This is a genomic window from Pantoea sp. UBA5035 (genome assembly GCF_002415245.1).
In the GTDB taxonomy this organism is placed as follows: Bacteria; Pseudomonadota; Gammaproteobacteria; order Enterobacterales; family Enterobacteriaceae; genus Pantoea; species Pantoea septica.
Genome location: NZ_DICD01000010.1, coordinates 19,081 through 32,991 on the forward strand (window position 1 = coordinate 19,081; position 13,911 = coordinate 32,991).

16 protein-coding genes are annotated in these 13,911 nt (G+C 59.5%); 11 read left to right on the forward strand and 5 right to left on the reverse strand.

What is annotated here, in order from left to right; translation table 11 throughout:
• Positions 1 to 48: 48 nt before the first annotated feature.
• Positions 49 to 627, forward strand: coding sequence for a D-sedoheptulose 7-phosphate isomerase (gene lpcA / locus B3229_RS06550; RefSeq protein ID WP_033752849.1), 579 nt, complete (start codon positions 49 to 51; stop codon positions 625 to 627).
• Between the two features lie 54 nt (positions 628 to 681).
• A complete protein-coding gene (locus tag B3229_RS06555; RefSeq protein WP_048785765.1) occupies positions 682 to 1,449 on the forward strand; it encodes a class II glutamine amidotransferase in 768 nt (255 codons plus the stop codon).
• On the opposite strand, the gene dpaA is transcribed toward B3229_RS06555, so the two are convergent.
• The gene (dpaA, locus tag B3229_RS06560; protein ID WP_048785763.1) at positions 1,420 to 2,166 is read right to left on the reverse strand and encodes a peptidoglycan meso-diaminopimelic acid protein amidase; all 747 of its coding nucleotides are present in this window, start codon (positions 2,164 to 2,166) and stop codon (positions 1,420 to 1,422) included. The two genes, B3229_RS06555 and dpaA, sit on opposite strands and share 30 nt — an antisense overlap.
• 288 nt (positions 2,167 to 2,454) lie before the next feature.
• On the opposite strand from dpaA, the gene dinB reads away from it, so the two are divergent.
• A complete protein-coding gene (dinB, locus tag B3229_RS06565) occupies positions 2,455 to 3,507 on the forward strand; it encodes a DNA polymerase IV (RefSeq protein ID WP_275043382.1) in 1,053 nt (350 codons plus the stop codon).
• A 221-nt stretch (positions 3,508 to 3,728) separates the two neighbouring features.
• Here the strand turns inward: dinB and B3229_RS06570 are convergent, their stop codons facing one another.
• The 4 genes from B3229_RS06570 to mutH form a co-directional block, all read right to left on the reverse strand.
• Positions 3,729 to 4,769, reverse strand: a complete 1,041-nt coding sequence (locus B3229_RS06570) for an NADP(H)-dependent aldo-keto reductase (RefSeq protein ID WP_048785761.1) — start codon at positions 4,767 to 4,769, stop codon at positions 3,729 to 3,731.
• 140 nt (positions 4,770 to 4,909) lie between these two features.
• Complete coding sequence (locus B3229_RS06575) at positions 4,910 to 5,128, reverse strand: YgdI/YgdR family lipoprotein (RefSeq protein ID WP_033788687.1); 219 nt, start codon at positions 5,126 to 5,128, stop codon at positions 4,910 to 4,912.
• A gap of 161 nt (positions 5,129 to 5,289) precedes the next feature.
• Positions 5,290 to 6,000: a TerC family protein gene (locus tag B3229_RS06580; RefSeq protein WP_033752844.1), complete on the reverse strand. Its 711-nt coding sequence runs from the start codon at positions 5,998 to 6,000 to the stop codon at positions 5,290 to 5,292.
• Between the two features lie 60 nt (positions 6,001 to 6,060).
• On the reverse strand, positions 6,061 to 6,738 hold the full coding sequence (mutH, locus tag B3229_RS06585) for a DNA mismatch repair endonuclease MutH (protein ID WP_048785760.1): 678 nt from the start codon (positions 6,736 to 6,738) through the stop codon (positions 6,061 to 6,063).
• A gap of 686 nt (positions 6,739 to 7,424) precedes the next feature.
• Here mutH and rppH point away from each other — a divergent pair.
• The 8 genes from rppH (at position 7,425) to B3229_RS06625 (ending at position 13,868) form a co-directional block, all read left to right on the forward strand.
• A complete protein-coding gene (rppH, locus tag B3229_RS06590) occupies positions 7,425 to 7,955 on the forward strand; it encodes an RNA pyrophosphohydrolase (RefSeq protein ID WP_033752842.1) in 531 nt (176 codons plus the stop codon).
• An 11-nt stretch (positions 7,956 to 7,966) separates the two neighbouring features.
• The gene (ptsP, locus tag B3229_RS06595; RefSeq protein ID WP_033752841.1) at positions 7,967 to 10,213 is read left to right on the forward strand and encodes a phosphoenolpyruvate--protein phosphotransferase; all 2,247 of its coding nucleotides are present in this window, start codon (positions 7,967 to 7,969) and stop codon (positions 10,211 to 10,213) included.
• 119 nt (positions 10,214 to 10,332) lie between these two features.
• A complete protein-coding gene (gene lgt, locus B3229_RS06600; protein ID WP_033752900.1) occupies positions 10,333 to 11,214 on the forward strand; it encodes a prolipoprotein diacylglyceryl transferase in 882 nt (293 codons plus the stop codon).
• Positions 11,211 to 12,005, forward strand: coding sequence for a thymidylate synthase (gene thyA / locus B3229_RS06605; RefSeq protein WP_048785758.1), 795 nt, complete (start codon positions 11,211 to 11,213; stop codon positions 12,003 to 12,005). The genes lgt and thyA overlap by 4 nt, the downstream gene beginning before the upstream one ends.
• A gap of 187 nt (positions 12,006 to 12,192) precedes the next feature.
• The gene (locus B3229_RS06610; RefSeq protein ID WP_286870162.1) at positions 12,193 to 12,663 is read left to right on the forward strand and encodes a prepilin-type N-terminal cleavage/methylation domain-containing protein; all 471 of its coding nucleotides are present in this window, start codon (positions 12,193 to 12,195) and stop codon (positions 12,661 to 12,663) included.
• Positions 12,654 to 13,187 (forward strand): prepilin peptidase-dependent protein, encoded by a 534-nt coding sequence (locus B3229_RS06615; protein WP_048785756.1) that lies wholly within the window; start codon positions 12,654 to 12,656, stop codon positions 13,185 to 13,187. The genes B3229_RS06610 and B3229_RS06615 overlap by 10 nt, the downstream gene beginning before the upstream one ends.
• Positions 13,184 to 13,582, forward strand: a complete 399-nt coding sequence (locus tag B3229_RS06620) for a DUF2509 family protein (RefSeq protein ID WP_286870163.1) — start codon at positions 13,184 to 13,186, stop codon at positions 13,580 to 13,582. The genes B3229_RS06615 and B3229_RS06620 overlap by 4 nt, the downstream gene beginning before the upstream one ends.
• 88 nt (positions 13,583 to 13,670) lie before the next feature.
• A complete protein-coding gene (locus B3229_RS06625; protein WP_313589366.1) occupies positions 13,671 to 13,868 on the forward strand; it encodes a prepilin-type N-terminal cleavage/methylation domain-containing protein in 198 nt (65 codons plus the stop codon).
• Positions 13,869 to 13,911 lie beyond the last annotated feature (43 nt).

The window sequence follows — 13,911 nt, forward strand, 5'->3', positions numbered from 1 at the left end:
ATTCCGTTAAACTTGAAAAGTCACTCTTTTACTAACAAGGACATCCCTATGTACCAGGACATCATTCGCTCCGAGCTGAATGAAGCAGCGGATACGCTTAATACCTTCCTCAGCGACGAGGCGAATATTCACGCCATTCAGCGCGCGGCGGTGCTGCTGGCCGACAGCTTTAAAGCGGGCGGGAAGGTGCTCTCCTGCGGCAACGGCGGCTCGCACTGCGACGCAATGCACTTCGCCGAAGAGCTGACCGGACGCTATCGCGAGAACCGTCCGGGTTACCCGGCAATCGCTATCTCCGACGTCAGCCATCTCTCCTGCGTCAGCAACGATTTCGGCTACGACTACGTTTTCTCACGCTATATCGAAGCGGTGGGCCGTCCGGGCGACGTGCTGCTGGGGCTGTCGACCTCTGGCAACTCCGCCAATATCATTAAGGCGATCGAGGCGGCGCGCGCGCAGGGCATGAAGGTCATCACCCTGACCGGCAAAGATGGCGGCAAAATGGCGGGCTCGGCGGATATCGAAATTCGCGTGCCGCACTTCGGCTACGCCGACCGCATCCAGGAGATCCACATCAAAGTGATCCATATCCTGATGCTGCTGATTGAAAAAGAGATGGTGAAGTAACGGTGCTGGCCGCCATCTTGCTGGCTGGCGGCTTTTCTGACTAAGGCGGTAGCTATGTGCGAATTGCTCGGGATGAGCGCTAACGTTCCAACCGATATCTGTTTCAGTTTTACCGGCCTGGTGCAGCGCGGCGGTGGAACCGGGCCGCATAAAGATGGCTGGGGCATTACCTTTTATGAAGACCGGGGCTGCCGCACCTTTAAAGATCCGCTGCCGAGCTATAACTCGCCCATCGCGCGGCTGGTGCAGGAGTACCCCATCAAGTCCCATTCGGTGGTGGCGCATATTCGCCAGGCGAACCGCGGGCCGGTGTCGCTGGAAAACACCCATCCCTTTACCCGCGAGCTGTGGGGACGTAACTGGACCTACGCGCACAACGGCCAGCTAAAGGGTTATCGCCAGCTGGAAACCGGCCACTTCCGTCCGGTCGGCGAAACCGACAGCGAAAAGGCCTTCTGCTGGCTGCTGCACAAGCTGGCGACGCGCTATCCGCGCACGCCCGCCAACTGGCCAGCGGTGTTTCGCTATGTGGCGGAACTGGCGGGAGAGCTGCGGCAGAAAGGGGTGTTCAATATGCTGCTGTCGGACGGGCGCTATCTGATGGCGTTCTGCTCGACCAATCTCTACTGGATCACGCGCCGCGCGCCCTTCGGCAAAGCGCAGCTGCTCGATCAGGATGTGGAGATCGACTTTCAGCAGCACACCACCGCCAACGACGTGGTGACGGTGATTGCGACGCAGCCGCTGACGGCAAATGAAACCTGGCACCGCATCGTGCCAGGCGAGTGGGCGTTATTCTGCCTTGGAGAGCGCCAGGAATGATTTAGAGGCGGCTTCGGGATTGACGATCGCCGGGCTGCCGCTGTTCATTACGTAGCTGCCGCTGGCGACGTTGACCGTCGGCGGCTGATGGTATTTCGCAAAGTAAGCGTAGCCGGGCTGCAGCTCGCGCCAGAAGCTGGCGTAGGCGGAGTAGCGATGGCGCTGCATGTTGGTGTCGGTCATGCGGAACGGGAAGATGCTGATGTTCACCTCTGACTGGCCGTTACGCAGCGCCGCGTTCACATAGGTGAAAATCTCGTCCATGTAGGCGTCGGTCATCGCGTAGCAGCCGATCGACTTACAGTCGCCATGGATCATCAGATAGTTGCCGGTGTAGGCATGCTCGCGATCGTACTGGTTAGGAAAGCCGACGTTGATAGCGCGATAAAAACGGCTGTCGGGCTTAAGCTGGTTGAGCCTGACGCTGTAAAAGCCTTCCGGGCTTTTAAAATCCCCTTCGCGGCGCTTCGGGCCGAGGCCGCCGGAGAAGTTACAGATGCGGTAGGTATCGAGCAGGCGAAATTCGTTGCCGATTTTGCCATAGAGCTCCAGCGTGCGTTCTTCCTTGAAAATCTGCAGATAGACCGGGGTACCGAGTAGCTGTTTCTTTAATTCTTTACTCACCGGCGTCGACACTGGCTGCGTCGGCTCGGGAGTCATTGCCATGCTGAGGGCTGGCATCAAAATCATCGCAAACAGAAGTGCGATTTTGCCCATGCTGTGTATACCTTGAGTGAAGAGAACGATGACGCGCGACGCGTCTCAGACTTGCATTATCGGAAAACTCCGCTACCGCAGCGCAACATTAGCATTGTCTGTTTTTTTATCAAGACGCCGCCAGGTAAATTCGCGTTTTCCTCAAGGTATGACGGCCAGAAATTTGTAAACTTTAGTGGCGACGGATGTTAAATCCGCTTTTCGGGCACGCCTGACGCGGCGGCGCTTTGGCATCTGTACATCTATACAGTATCATAAGGCGTGACGGAAAGCGGATGGCGGGCAAGCGTGAAAATCATACATGTCGATATGGACTGCTTCTATGCAGCGGTGGAGATGCGCGACAATCCGTCGCTGCGCGATATCCCCATCGCCATTGGCGGTAGCCGTGAACGGCGCGGCGTGATCAGCACCGCCAACTATCCGGCGCGCAAATTCGGCGTACGCAGCGCGATGCCTACCGCCATGGCGCTGAAGCTCTGCCCGCATCTGAAGCTGCTGCCGGGGCGCTTCGACGCCTATAAAGAGGCGTCGCAGCAGATCCGCGAAATTTTCCTGCGCTATACCCCCCTGATCGAGCCGCTGTCGCTGGACGAGGCCTATCTCGACGTCACCGACAGCCCGCACTGCCACGGCTCCGCCACGCTGATCGCCCGCGAAATCCGCGACACCATTCAGCGCGAGACGGGGCTGACTGCCTCGGCCGGCATCGCGCCGATTAAGTTCCTCGCGAAAATCGCCTCCGATCTTAACAAGCCCGACGGGCAGTACGTTATTACGCCGCAGGAGATGCCTGATTTTCTGCTGTCGCTGCCGCTGGCGAAGATCCCGGGCGTCGGCAAGGTGGCGACGAAAAAGCTCGAGGAGATGGGGCTGCATACCTGCGCCGACGTGCAGAAAGCGGACGTGGCGCAGCTGCTCAAGCGCTTCGGCAAGTTTGGCCGCGTGCTGTGGGAGCGCAGCCACGGCATCGACGAGCGCGGCGTGGTGGTGGAGCGCGAGCGCAAGTCCGTCGGCGTCGAGCGCACGCTGGCGGAAGATATTCACAGCTGGGAAGCCTGCCTGGAGATTATCGATTTTCTCTATGCGGAGCTTGAGCGCCGCCTGACGCAGGTTCGGCCCGACCGGCAAATCGCGCGGCAGGGCGTGAAACTCAAGTTCAACGATTTCCAGCTGACGACGCAGGAGCATATCTGGCCGGAGCTGAACAAAGAGGATTTGATCGCGGTGGCGCGCAAAACCTGGGATGAGCGCCGCGCCGGACGCGGTGTGCGACTGGTGGGATTGCACGTTACGCTGCTCGATCCGCAGCTTGAGCGACAGCTGCTGCTGGGGTTGTAGCTGCAAACGGCACCTGATCGTAAGCTAACAGACAGCGCTTAAATCAAGGTGCCGCCAGCCTGACCCGAAGAGCAAAGCGTCCCGCGGCAGGGATGCCGCGGGCCGAGCGCGCAGGGATGCCTTGAGCGACTTTGCGATCGGGTCAGGCTGGCGGCGCAGGTACCTGACAAACAGCCTACGCCCACCTCACTAAACCCACTCGCAATAGCCGCTCAACCCCTTTAAGGCGCCGGATAGGTATAGCGGCGGTGAATCGCCTCGATCCCTTCCAGCACGTCGGCGTCCAGCGTCAGGTTGAAGCTGTCGATATTGATCTTCAGCTGCTCCATCGTCGTTGCGCCCAGAAGGGTGCTGGCGACGAACGGCTGCTGACGCACATAGGCCAGCGCCATCTGCGACGGATCCAGGTGATGCTTCTGCGCCAGCGCCACATATTCCGCAATCGCCAGCTGCGACTGCTCGCCGCTGTAGCGCGTAAAACGGCTGAACAGCGTGTTGCGCGCGCCGGCCGGTTTCGCGCCGTTCAGATACTTGCCGCTTAGCGTGCCGAAAGCGAGGCTGGAGTAAGCCAGCAGCTCAACTCCTTCATGCTGGCTGATTTCCGCCAGGCCCACTTCAAAGCTGCGGTTCAGCAGGCTATAGGGATTCTGAATGGTGACGATGCGCGGCAGCTCGTGCTTCTCCGCCAGCTGTAGATAGCGCATCACGCCCCAGGCCGTTTCGTTCGACACGCCGATATAGCGGATTTTGCCGGCGCGCACCTGCTCGGTCAGCGCTTCCAGCGTCTCCAGCAGCGTGACGGGAATCGTGGTCTCGCTGTATTGATAGCCCAGCTTGCCGAAATAGTTAGTCTGGCGCTGCGGCCAGTGCAGCTGATAAAGATCGAGGTAGTCGGTATTCAGGCGCTTCAGGCTGGCGTCCAGCGCGTCGCGGATATTTTTGCGGTCCAGCGCCTGGTTCGGGCGAATCGAGGCGTCTGCGCCGCGCGACGGACCCGCGACCTTGCTGGCGAGGATCACTTTATCGCGGCTGCCGCGCGCCTTCAGCCAGCTGCCGATATATTGTTCGGTCAAACCCTGGGTTTCCGGGCGCGGCGGCACCGGATACATTTCAGCGGTATCGATAAAGTTAATGCCGCTGGCGAGGGCGAAATCGAGCTGCTGGTGGGCGTCGGCTTCGCTATTCTGTTCACCAAACGTCATGGTTCCCAACCCCAGCTGACTTACTTCCAGCGTGCTATGGGGGATGCGGTGATAATGCATAGCCGTCTTCCTTATTTTTATGGAATGTAATGGTGTGTCCTGTGGGACTATAGCGCGTGAATCAGCGGGGAAGGAAGTGGGGAAAATCGGGGAAATCACCTGTCCGGACAAATTGCGGGACAGGTGAGCTGAAATGGCACTTAACGCTCAATAATGGTCGACACTTCGTCGCCATTTATCTGCACTTCATGGCCTGACTGATCGGTATATTTCACCAGACCGGTCTCTTTATCGATGGTCGGCTTGCCTTCCGTCATGATCATCTGACCGTTTTTCGTTGCCATTACATAATCTGAACTGCATCCGCTCAGTGTCACGGCGGCAAAAATCAACACTGCTACGCCTGCCAACTCTTTCATCACGCTTATTCCTCTCACTCCCGTCAGCCAGTGGACCGTGTCGCCCTGTCAGAGGCCACACAGCATCAACTGCAAAAAGTGTAGTAATAAATGGTTTTGGCGCTTTGCGTTATCGCATGAATCTGAAAATAAAAGGGCGGCCTGTGGCCGCCCTTGACATCTTACGCCGCGCTTTTCTTAGCGCGCATCAGGTTCAGACACTCGACGGCCATGGAGAAGAACATGGCGAAATAAATGTAACCTTTTGGTACATGCACCGCGAAACTCTCCAGAATCAGGGTAAAACCCACCAGAATCAGAAAAGAGAGAGCGAGCATTTTGATCGAAGGATGGCGATCGACAAACTCGCCGATGGCGCGCGCGGCAAACATCATCATCAGCACGGCGATCACCACGGCGGCCATCATAATAAAGAGATGATCGGAAAGGCCGACGGCGGTAATCACCGAGTCCAGGCTAAAGATGATATCCAGCAGCATGATCTGCACGATAGCGCCGAAGAAAGAGTGCACGTTGGTCTTGTGCTCCTCTTCGCCGCCTTCGATGGTTTCATGGATCTCCATACTCGACTTCCACAGCAGAAACAGGCCGCCGCCGAGCAGGATCAGATCGCGCCAGGAGAAGGCGTGATCGAGCAGGGTAAACAGCGGATGGGTCAGCCGCGCGACCCAGGCGATAGAGGCCAGCAGGGCGAGGCGCATCAGCATGGCGCCCATCAGGCCGAGACGACGCGCGCTGGCCTGCTGATGTTTAGGCAGTTTCGCCACCACCAGCGACAGGAAAATAATATTATCAATACCCAGAACCACTTCGAGGATGGTCAGCGTGCCCAGCGCCAGCCAGGCGTTGGGATCGGTTATCCACTCAAACATGCGCACACTCAATCTTAAACGAAAAGTAAACGGCGATTATACGCATCCGCTTTGATGAACTTACAGTAAAAAATGACGCGCCAGCAGCGGGGCGGTGAAGCTCTTTTTCAGGTAAAAACCGCGCGGCAGCGTCATAATCGGCTCGCCGTGTTCGCCGATGCCTTCGGTCAACGCCCGGCTGTTGGCGGCTTTTGGCCGGATCTGCAGCCAGGCGCCGTGGCGCGCGGTAATGCGTTCAACCTGACCCAGCACGATCATATCCATCAGCTCCTCCCAGTCCTGGCGCAGCATGCGATCTTCCTCTTCGCTCGGGCTCCACAGCAGCGGTGCGCCGACGCGACGCTGGGCGAGGGGAATTGCGCGATCGCCCTCCACCGGGATCCACAGCACGCGCGCCAGCTTGTGGCGCACGTGGCTCGTCTCCCAGGTCACACCACTGTTGCCGGTCAGCGGCGCCACGCAGACAAAGGTGGTTTCCAGCGGCTTGCCCTGCGCGTCGATAGGGATAGTTTTGAGTTCAATGCCGAGATGGGCGAAATCCTGCTCCGCCTTACTGCCTGCGCTGGCGCCCAGATAGCGCTCCAGCAGCATGCCGACCCAGCCTTTATCGCGTTTCAGATCGGCCGGCATCGGCAGGCTGGCCTGCGCGGCCAGGGTCGCCAGCGACTGGCCCGCCAGCGCATGGGCGCGCGTCAGGAGAACGGCTTCATTTTCGGGCGGGGCAGGCAGCTGAAACATAACGAACACTCTGTTGGTTAAAAAATAGACAGTTTTTCTCCCGCAAACTTTTCCCACAGCGGCGTCAGGAGAAAGGGCGCTGATAATAGCATGATTCCTCATGCTTTTTTAATTGCGCGCCGTGTTGACCTGCCGCAGTCGTACAAGGTTATCCCGGACTGACGGCAATAATGAACAGGATCTTCGCCTGAGTTATCCACAGATCGGTGGGATAACCCCGCTGCACTCGCGCTACTGGTTCCATTTACAGCCTTGACTTTCACATAAAAGGCGCTTTTTTATCCAGTGATGAGCAAGTTTACTGCATTGTCTGTGGATAAAAACGACGTCGCTTGATCTTTAACCAGCTAAAACGCTTTCGCGCCTTCCTCCACAAATGTAGCCATTTTTATTCTGAATAAGAGTCGATTAATTGACTGTTTTTAAACTATAAAAATCAGTTGTCACTATGCGGGGCTGATAACGGACACAAAAGTTTATTCAGCTAATTCCCGTGTTCTGCACAAAGCTATCCACAGAAAACGTGAATAAGATCGCCTCTTTGCCGCCTTAATTGTTTATAACTCGGGTCAATACTGTGAGTTATCCAGGTGCAGCGCCGCGTTCTTCCCCACAATCCAGTGGTTTACCGCCTGTAAGGAGTGTGAAACAATCAGGCTATTCAAATTTAGCTTTGAGGTAGTCCAGTGATCGATGATGATGGCTACCGCCCGAATGTTGGTATCGTAATCTGTAACAGGCAAGGACAAGTGTTGTGGGCCAGGCGCTTTGGACAGCACTCCTGGCAGTTTCCTCAGGGAGGCATCAATCCCGGTGAAACCGCCGAACAGGCGATGTATCGCGAACTGTTCGAAGAAGTCGGTTTACACCGTAAAGATGTTCGAATACTTGCATCTACCCGAAACTGGTTGCGCTACAAATTGCCAAAACGTTTGGTGCGTTGGGACACAAAGCCGGTGTGTATCGGCCAGAAACAAAAGTGGTTTCTTCTGCAGTTGATGAGCAGTGACGCGGATATCAATGTGCAACACAGCAGCACGCCGGAGTTCGACGGCTGGCGCTGGGTGAGCTTCTGGTATCCGGTGCGTCAGGTTGTCTCCTTTAAACGCGACGTTTATCGCCGCGTGATGAAGGAATTCGCTGGCGTGGTAATGTCGATGCAGGAGAGTGCGGGGCAGCAGCGCAGCGCGCCAGCCCATCGACGGAAAAGAGGATAGGCCACGCCCTTATGCTCACTCAGTTGCGCGAAATAGTAGAAAAGGTGGCGGGCGCGCCGCGGCTTAACGACGCGCTCGACATCCTGGTTAATGAGATCTGCCTGGCGATGGACACGGAAGTGTGCTCTGTTTATCTCGCGGATCACGATCACCATTGCTACTACCTGATGGCCACGCGCGGCCTGAAAAAACCGCGCGGGCGCACCGTTACGCTGGCGTTCGACGAAGGGATCGTCGGCCTGGTGGGACGGCTCGCCGAACCCATCAACCTTGCGGATGCGCAAAGCCACCCCAGCTTCAAATATATTCCCGCCGTTAAAGAAGAGCGCTATCGCTCTTTCCTTGGCGTGCCGATCATCAGCCGCCGGCAGCTGCTGGGCGTGCTGGTGGTGCAGCAGCGCGAACATCGACAGTTCGATGAGAGCGAAGAGTCCTTCCTGGTCACGCTGGCGACGCAGATGGCGACCCTGCTGTCGCAGTCGCAGCTCGGCCAGCTGTTCGGCCAGTTCCGCCAGACGCGGGTGCGCGCTATCGCCGCCGCGCCGGGCGTCGCCGTTGCGCCGGGCTGGGTAGACGAAACGCAGCCGCTGCTGGATCAGGTCTCCGCCGCCTCGACGCTCGACGTGCAGCGCGAACGCGAGCGGCTGGTGCTGGCGATGAGCGAAGCCGCCAGCGAATTCCGCCGCTTCAGCAAACGTTTCGCCGCCGGCGTGCAGAAAGAGAGCGCGGCGATCTTCGATCTTTACTCCCACCTGTTGACCGATGCCCGCCTGAAAAAAGATCTGTTCGATGAGATCGAGCAGGGATCGGTCGCCGAATGGGCGGTCAAAAAGGTCATCGAAAAATTCGCCGCCCAGTTCGCCAGCCTGAGCGACAGCTACCTGCGCGAGCGCGCGGGCGATCTGCGCGTGCTGGGCCAGCGCCTGCTGTTTCATCTCGATGACTCGCTGGTCGGTACCAATGCCTGGCCGGAACGTTTTGTGCTGGTGGCCGACGAACTCACCGCCACCACGCTGGCGGAGCTGCCGCACGAGCGGCTGGCGGGCATCGTGGTGCGCGACGGCGCCGCGAACTCGCACGCCGCTATCCTGACGCGCGCCATGGGCATTCCCACGGTGATGGGCGCGGATATCCTGCCCGCGCAGCTCAATAAACGTCTGCTAATCGTCGACGGCTACCGCGGCGAGCTGTTAATCGATCCCGAGCCGGTGCTGGTGCAGGAGTATCAGCGTCTGATCAGCGAAGAGAACGCGCTGAGCAAAATGGCGGAAGGAGTCGTCGATCAGCCGGGCGAGCTGAAAAGCGGCGAGCGCATCCAGGTGATGCTTAACGCTGGCCTCAGCCCGGAGCATGAACAGACGCTCGACAGCTGGGTGGACGGCATCGGCCTCTACCGCACCGAAATTCCCTTTATGCTGCAGAACGGCTTCCCGTCCGAAGAGGAGCAGGTGGCGCAGTATCAGGGCATGCTGCAGCTGTTTCACAACAAGCCGGTCACGCTGCGCACGCTCGACGTCGGCGCCGATAAACAGCTGCCCTATATGCCGATCAGCGAAGAGAATCCTTGCCTCGGCTGGCGCGGCATTCGGCTGACGCTCGATCAGCCGGAAATTTTTCTGGTGCAGGTGCGCGCAATGCTGCGCGCCAACGCCGCCTCCGGCAACCTCAGCATTCTGCTGCCGATGATCAGCCATATCGACGAGATCGACGACGCGGTGCGGCTGATCCAGCGCGCCGGACGCGAGGTAGAGGAGATGCTGGGCTACGTGATCCCGAAGCCGCGCATCGGCGTGATGATCGAAGTGCCGTCGATGCTGTTTATGATCCCGCAGCTGCAGTCGCGCGTCGATTTCGTTTCGGTCGGCACCAACGATCTGACCCAGTATCTGATGGCGGTAGATCGCAACAATACGCGCGTCGCCAACCTCTACGATCCGCTGCATCCCGCTATGCTCCGCGCGCTGCAGGCGATCGCCACCGAAGCCCGTCTGGCGAATCTCGAACTCTGTCTTTGTGGTGAAATGGCGGGCGATCCGATGTGCGTCGCGCTGCTGGTGGGGCTTGGCTATCACCATCTCAGCATGAACGGCAAGAACGTGCCGCGCGTAAAATATCTGCTGCGCCATCTGGATAAAGAAGAGACGCAAAAGCTGAGCGAGCAAGGCCTGAGCGCACACACCGCGTCGGAGGTCCGCCATCTGGTCGCCGCCTTTATGGAGCGACGTGGGCTGGGCGGCCTGATCCGCGGCGGGCGCTAGGCGTTATCCTCGTTTACATTTACGCTGCTCTGTAAAAAACCAGGCTGTGCTATCATGCGCAGCCTTTAACATATCCGCCTGGCGCCCCTTTTTCAGGGCTGAAAATTGAATGGTGAATGATGAATAACGGCTATATCGCATTTCCGCAGTTCGATCCGGTGATCTTCTCAATCGGACCGGTTTCGCTGCACTGGTACGGACTGATGTACCTCGTCGGCTTTATTTTTGCCATGTGGCTGGCGGTGCGCCGCGCCAACAAACCCGGCAGCGGCTGGAAAAAAGAGGAGGTTGAAAACCTGCTCTATGCTGGCTTCCTCGGCGTCTTCCTCGGCGGCCGCATCGGCTACGTGCTTTTCTATAACCTGCCGCTGTTTCTGGACAATCCGCTCTATCTGTTCAAAGTCTGGGATGGCGGCATGTCGTTCCACGGCGGTCTGATCGGCGTTATCGTGGTGATGCTGATCTTCGCGCGCCGCACCAAACGCACCTTTTTCCAGGTCTCTGACTTTATCGCGCCGCTGATCCCGTTCGGCCTCGGCGCAGGCCGTCTCGGCAACTTTATCAACGGCGAACTGTGGGGCCGCGTGGCGCCTGATTTCAAATTCGCCATGCTCTTCCCCGGCTCGCGCAGCGAAGATGTGGCGCTGGCGGCGAATAACCCGGGCTACCAGGATCTGCTGAACACCTACGGCGTGCTGCCGCGTCATCCGTCCCAGCTCTATGAACTGATGCTGGAAGGCGTGGTGCTGTTTATTATTCTCAACCTGTTTATTCGCAAACCGCGTCCGATGGGCAGCGTCTCCGGCCTGTTCCTGATCGGCTACGGCGCGTTTCGCATTATCGTTGAATTCTTCCGTCAGCCGGATGCGCAGCTCGGCCTGTTCGAGGGCGGCGTCAGTATGGGGCAGATCCTCTCCATTCCGATGATCCTGGCGGGCATTATCATGATGGTCTGGGCGTATCGTCGTCGCCCGCAGCAACACACTCGAGAGGTAAAATGAAACAGTATCTGGACCTGATGCAACATGTGCTGAACCACGGCACGCCGAAATCTGACCGTACCGGCACCGGCACGCTGTCGATTTTCGGCCACCAGATGCGTTTCAACCTGCAGGACGGCTTTCCGCTGGTGACCACGAAAAAAGTGCATCTGCGCTCAATCATTCACGAGCTGCTTTGGTTTCTGAAAGGCGAGACCAATATCCGCTATCTGAAAGAGAACAAGGTCACTATCTGGGACGAGTGGGCGGATGAAAACGGCGACCTTGGTCCGGTTTACGGCAAACAGTGGCGCAGCTGGGGTAGCGCGCGCGGCGAAGAGATCGACCAGATTGCGAAGGTTATCGAGCAGCTGAAACGCGATCCCGATTCGCGCCGTATTATCGTCTCGGCGTGGAACGTCGGCGAGCTGGACGAGATGGCGCTGGCGCCGTGCCACGCGTTCTTCCAGTTCTACGTGGCGGACGGCAAACTCTCCTGCCAGCTCTATCAGCGCTCCTGCGATATCTTCCTTGGCCTGCCGTTCAATATCGCCAGCTACGCGCTGCTGGTGCATATGGTGGCGCAGCAGTGCGATCTGCAGGTCGGCGATTTCGTCTGGACCGGCGGCGACACGCACCTCTACAGCAACCATCTGGAGCAGGCGCGCCTGCAGCTGACGCGCGAGCCGCGCGCGCTGCCGAAGCTGGTGATTAAACGCAAGCCCGACTCGATCTTCGACTACTGCTTCGAGGATTTCGAGATCGAAGGCTACGATCCTCATCCCGCCATTAAGGCGCCGGTCGCGGTGTAACCTTCCGACCTGCGGTAACAAAGCCCCGGCGTAGCCCTGCTCGCCGGGGCTTTTTTTATCCAGCTTTTGCGCCTTCTGCCCTATTTCTTTGCGGCTGTCTGCAACACGCCCATTTTTGCTGGAAAGCGGCGCGCATGCCCGGTCAGCGCCGCTGGCGACGGCGCGCGTGGCGCGGCAGAGTAGCGTCATGAAAAAGAGAACAGACCAGGGCTTTACGCTGCCGGAACTGCTGTTGGTGCTGGTTATCGTCGGCATCCTCAGCCTCGGCGCGCTGCAGGGCTGGCAGCGCTGGCAGCAGCGACAGCAGCTGCGCGAGACCGCGCAACAGCTGCAGGGCTTTTTACAGCGGCTGCGCGCCCAGGCCAACTGGCAGAACCAGAATCGCGCGCTCTGGCTGATACCGGGCGAGCGCGGCTGTGTGGGCAGCGGCCCGAAACCTGACGGCGGCTGCGCGCGCGGCGGGCGGCTGCGGTTCGTCGCGCCTTATCCCGGCGTTAGCCTGACCGCGCTGCGCGGCGAGCCGGGCTTTTACGGCCGCCGCAGCATGGCGAAGGCGGGCAGCCTGGAGTTCGGCAACGCCAGCGGCCGGCTGCGGCTGATTATCTCCGCGCGCGCCCGCATTCGTCTCTGCCAGCCGGAGGAGCAGGGATGCGACTGAAGAGGGCGGGATTCAGCCTGCTGGAGATGCTGGTGGCGATGGCCGTCAGCGCCGTGCTGATGCTGAGCGCAGGACGCTTTTTACCGCTGCTAATCGGAGAGAGTTTGCGCCTGCAGCAGCGCGTTCAGCTGCGGGAAGATCTGCAGCAGCTGATGCAGACGCTGGAGAAAGCGGTGCGCCGCGCCGGCTACTGCAACGGCGAGTGCGGCGGGACGGCGCTCAGCCTCTCCTCTGGCTGCCTGCTGCTGCGCTGGGACGACAACAGCAACGGGAAATGGGAAGGCGTGAGCCACAGCGAAAGCGATTACTACGGCTTTCGGCTGCGGCAAAAGCAGCTGGAAACCCAGCGCGGCGTGGACGGCTGCGGCGGCACCGGCTGGGAACGTCTGACCGATCCCGCCTTTCTCACTATTGAGCAGTTCAGCATCGAACGCACGGGCGCGCTGGTTAAGCTGCGGCTGGCCGGTCGCGCCGGTCGCTGGCTGGAAACGCTGGAGAGCTGGATCGAGGGCGAAAATCTGTGAATCAACAAGGCAACAGCGCGCTGGGTATGGTGCTGACGATCCTGCTGGCAGGCAGCCTGACGCTGCACGCCAGCCGGGAACGGCTGGAGCAGGGGATGTCGCTGGTGGCCGACGAGCGGCAACACTATCGCGATTTCTGGGCGGCGCAGTCGGCGCTGCAGTGGGGGCTGACGCTGAGCTGGACGACGCCGCAGGACTGTCAGCAGGCGCCAGAGCAGGGCTGGCAAAGCTGTTTGCAGAAGGTAAGCGATGAACGAGCGTTACTTACAGGCCGCGCGGCGGCGAGCGACCTGGCGCTGCGGCGCTGGGTGGCGAGGGAAGGCGAGCGGATCAGGCCGCTGCCGCACGGCTGGATCGACTACTGCCCGCTGGCGGCGGCAGCGCTCTGCCTGTAGGCAGCGCGGGTTCAGCCTGCCGGAAGCGCTGTTCGCGCTGCTGCTGCTGGCGACAAGCGTCAGCGCGCTGCTGCAGTATCACCGCGCTCTGACGCAGGGCTTCAACCAGCAGTGGCAGCAGCGCGTGGCGGCGCGCGTCGCCGCGCAGCGTCTGATGGGCCACGAGGTTGCGGGCTGGCGCACCTCGCTCCAGCGCAGCGGCGCCGTCTCGACCTGCACGCTGGAGCGCGCCGAGGTCAGCGGACCTTACGAGGCGCGCGCCATGCTGACGCGTTTACGTTGCTGAGAGGCAAAAGCGCCCCCACGCTATGGGCAACCCCGGCGATACG

Coding starts and splice junctions, on each gene's coding strand:
- lpcA (WP_033752849.1), top strand. CDS start 49: ATGTACCAGGACATCATTCGCTCCGAGCTGAATGAAGCAGCGGATACG.
- B3229_RS06555 (WP_048785765.1), top strand. CDS start 682: ATGTGCGAATTGCTCGGGATGAGCGCTAACGTTCCAACCGATATCTGT.
- dpaA (WP_048785763.1), bottom strand. CDS start 2,166: ATGGGCAAAATCGCACTTCTGTTTGCGATGATTTTGATGCCAGCCCTC.
- B3229_RS06570 (WP_048785761.1), bottom strand. CDS start 4,769: ATGCATTATCACCGCATCCCCCATAGCACGCTGGAAGTAAGTCAGCTG.
- B3229_RS06575 (WP_033788687.1), bottom strand. CDS start 5,128: ATGAAAGAGTTGGCAGGCGTAGCAGTGTTGATTTTTGCCGCCGTGACA.
- B3229_RS06580 (WP_033752844.1), bottom strand. CDS start 6,000: ATGTTTGAGTGGATAACCGATCCCAACGCCTGGCTGGCGCTGGGCACG.
- mutH (WP_048785760.1), bottom strand. CDS start 6,738: ATGTTTCAGCTGCCTGCCCCGCCCGAAAATGAAGCCGTTCTCCTGACG.
- ptsP (WP_033752841.1), top strand. CDS start 7,967: ATGCTCACTCAGTTGCGCGAAATAGTAGAAAAGGTGGCGGGCGCGCCG.
- lgt (WP_033752900.1), top strand. CDS start 10,333: ATGAATAACGGCTATATCGCATTTCCGCAGTTCGATCCGGTGATCTTC.
- thyA (WP_048785758.1), top strand. CDS start 11,211: ATGAAACAGTATCTGGACCTGATGCAACATGTGCTGAACCACGGCACG.
- B3229_RS06610 (WP_286870162.1), top strand. CDS start 12,193: ATGAAAAAGAGAACAGACCAGGGCTTTACGCTGCCGGAACTGCTGTTG.
- B3229_RS06615 (WP_048785756.1), top strand. CDS start 12,654: ATGCGACTGAAGAGGGCGGGATTCAGCCTGCTGGAGATGCTGGTGGCG.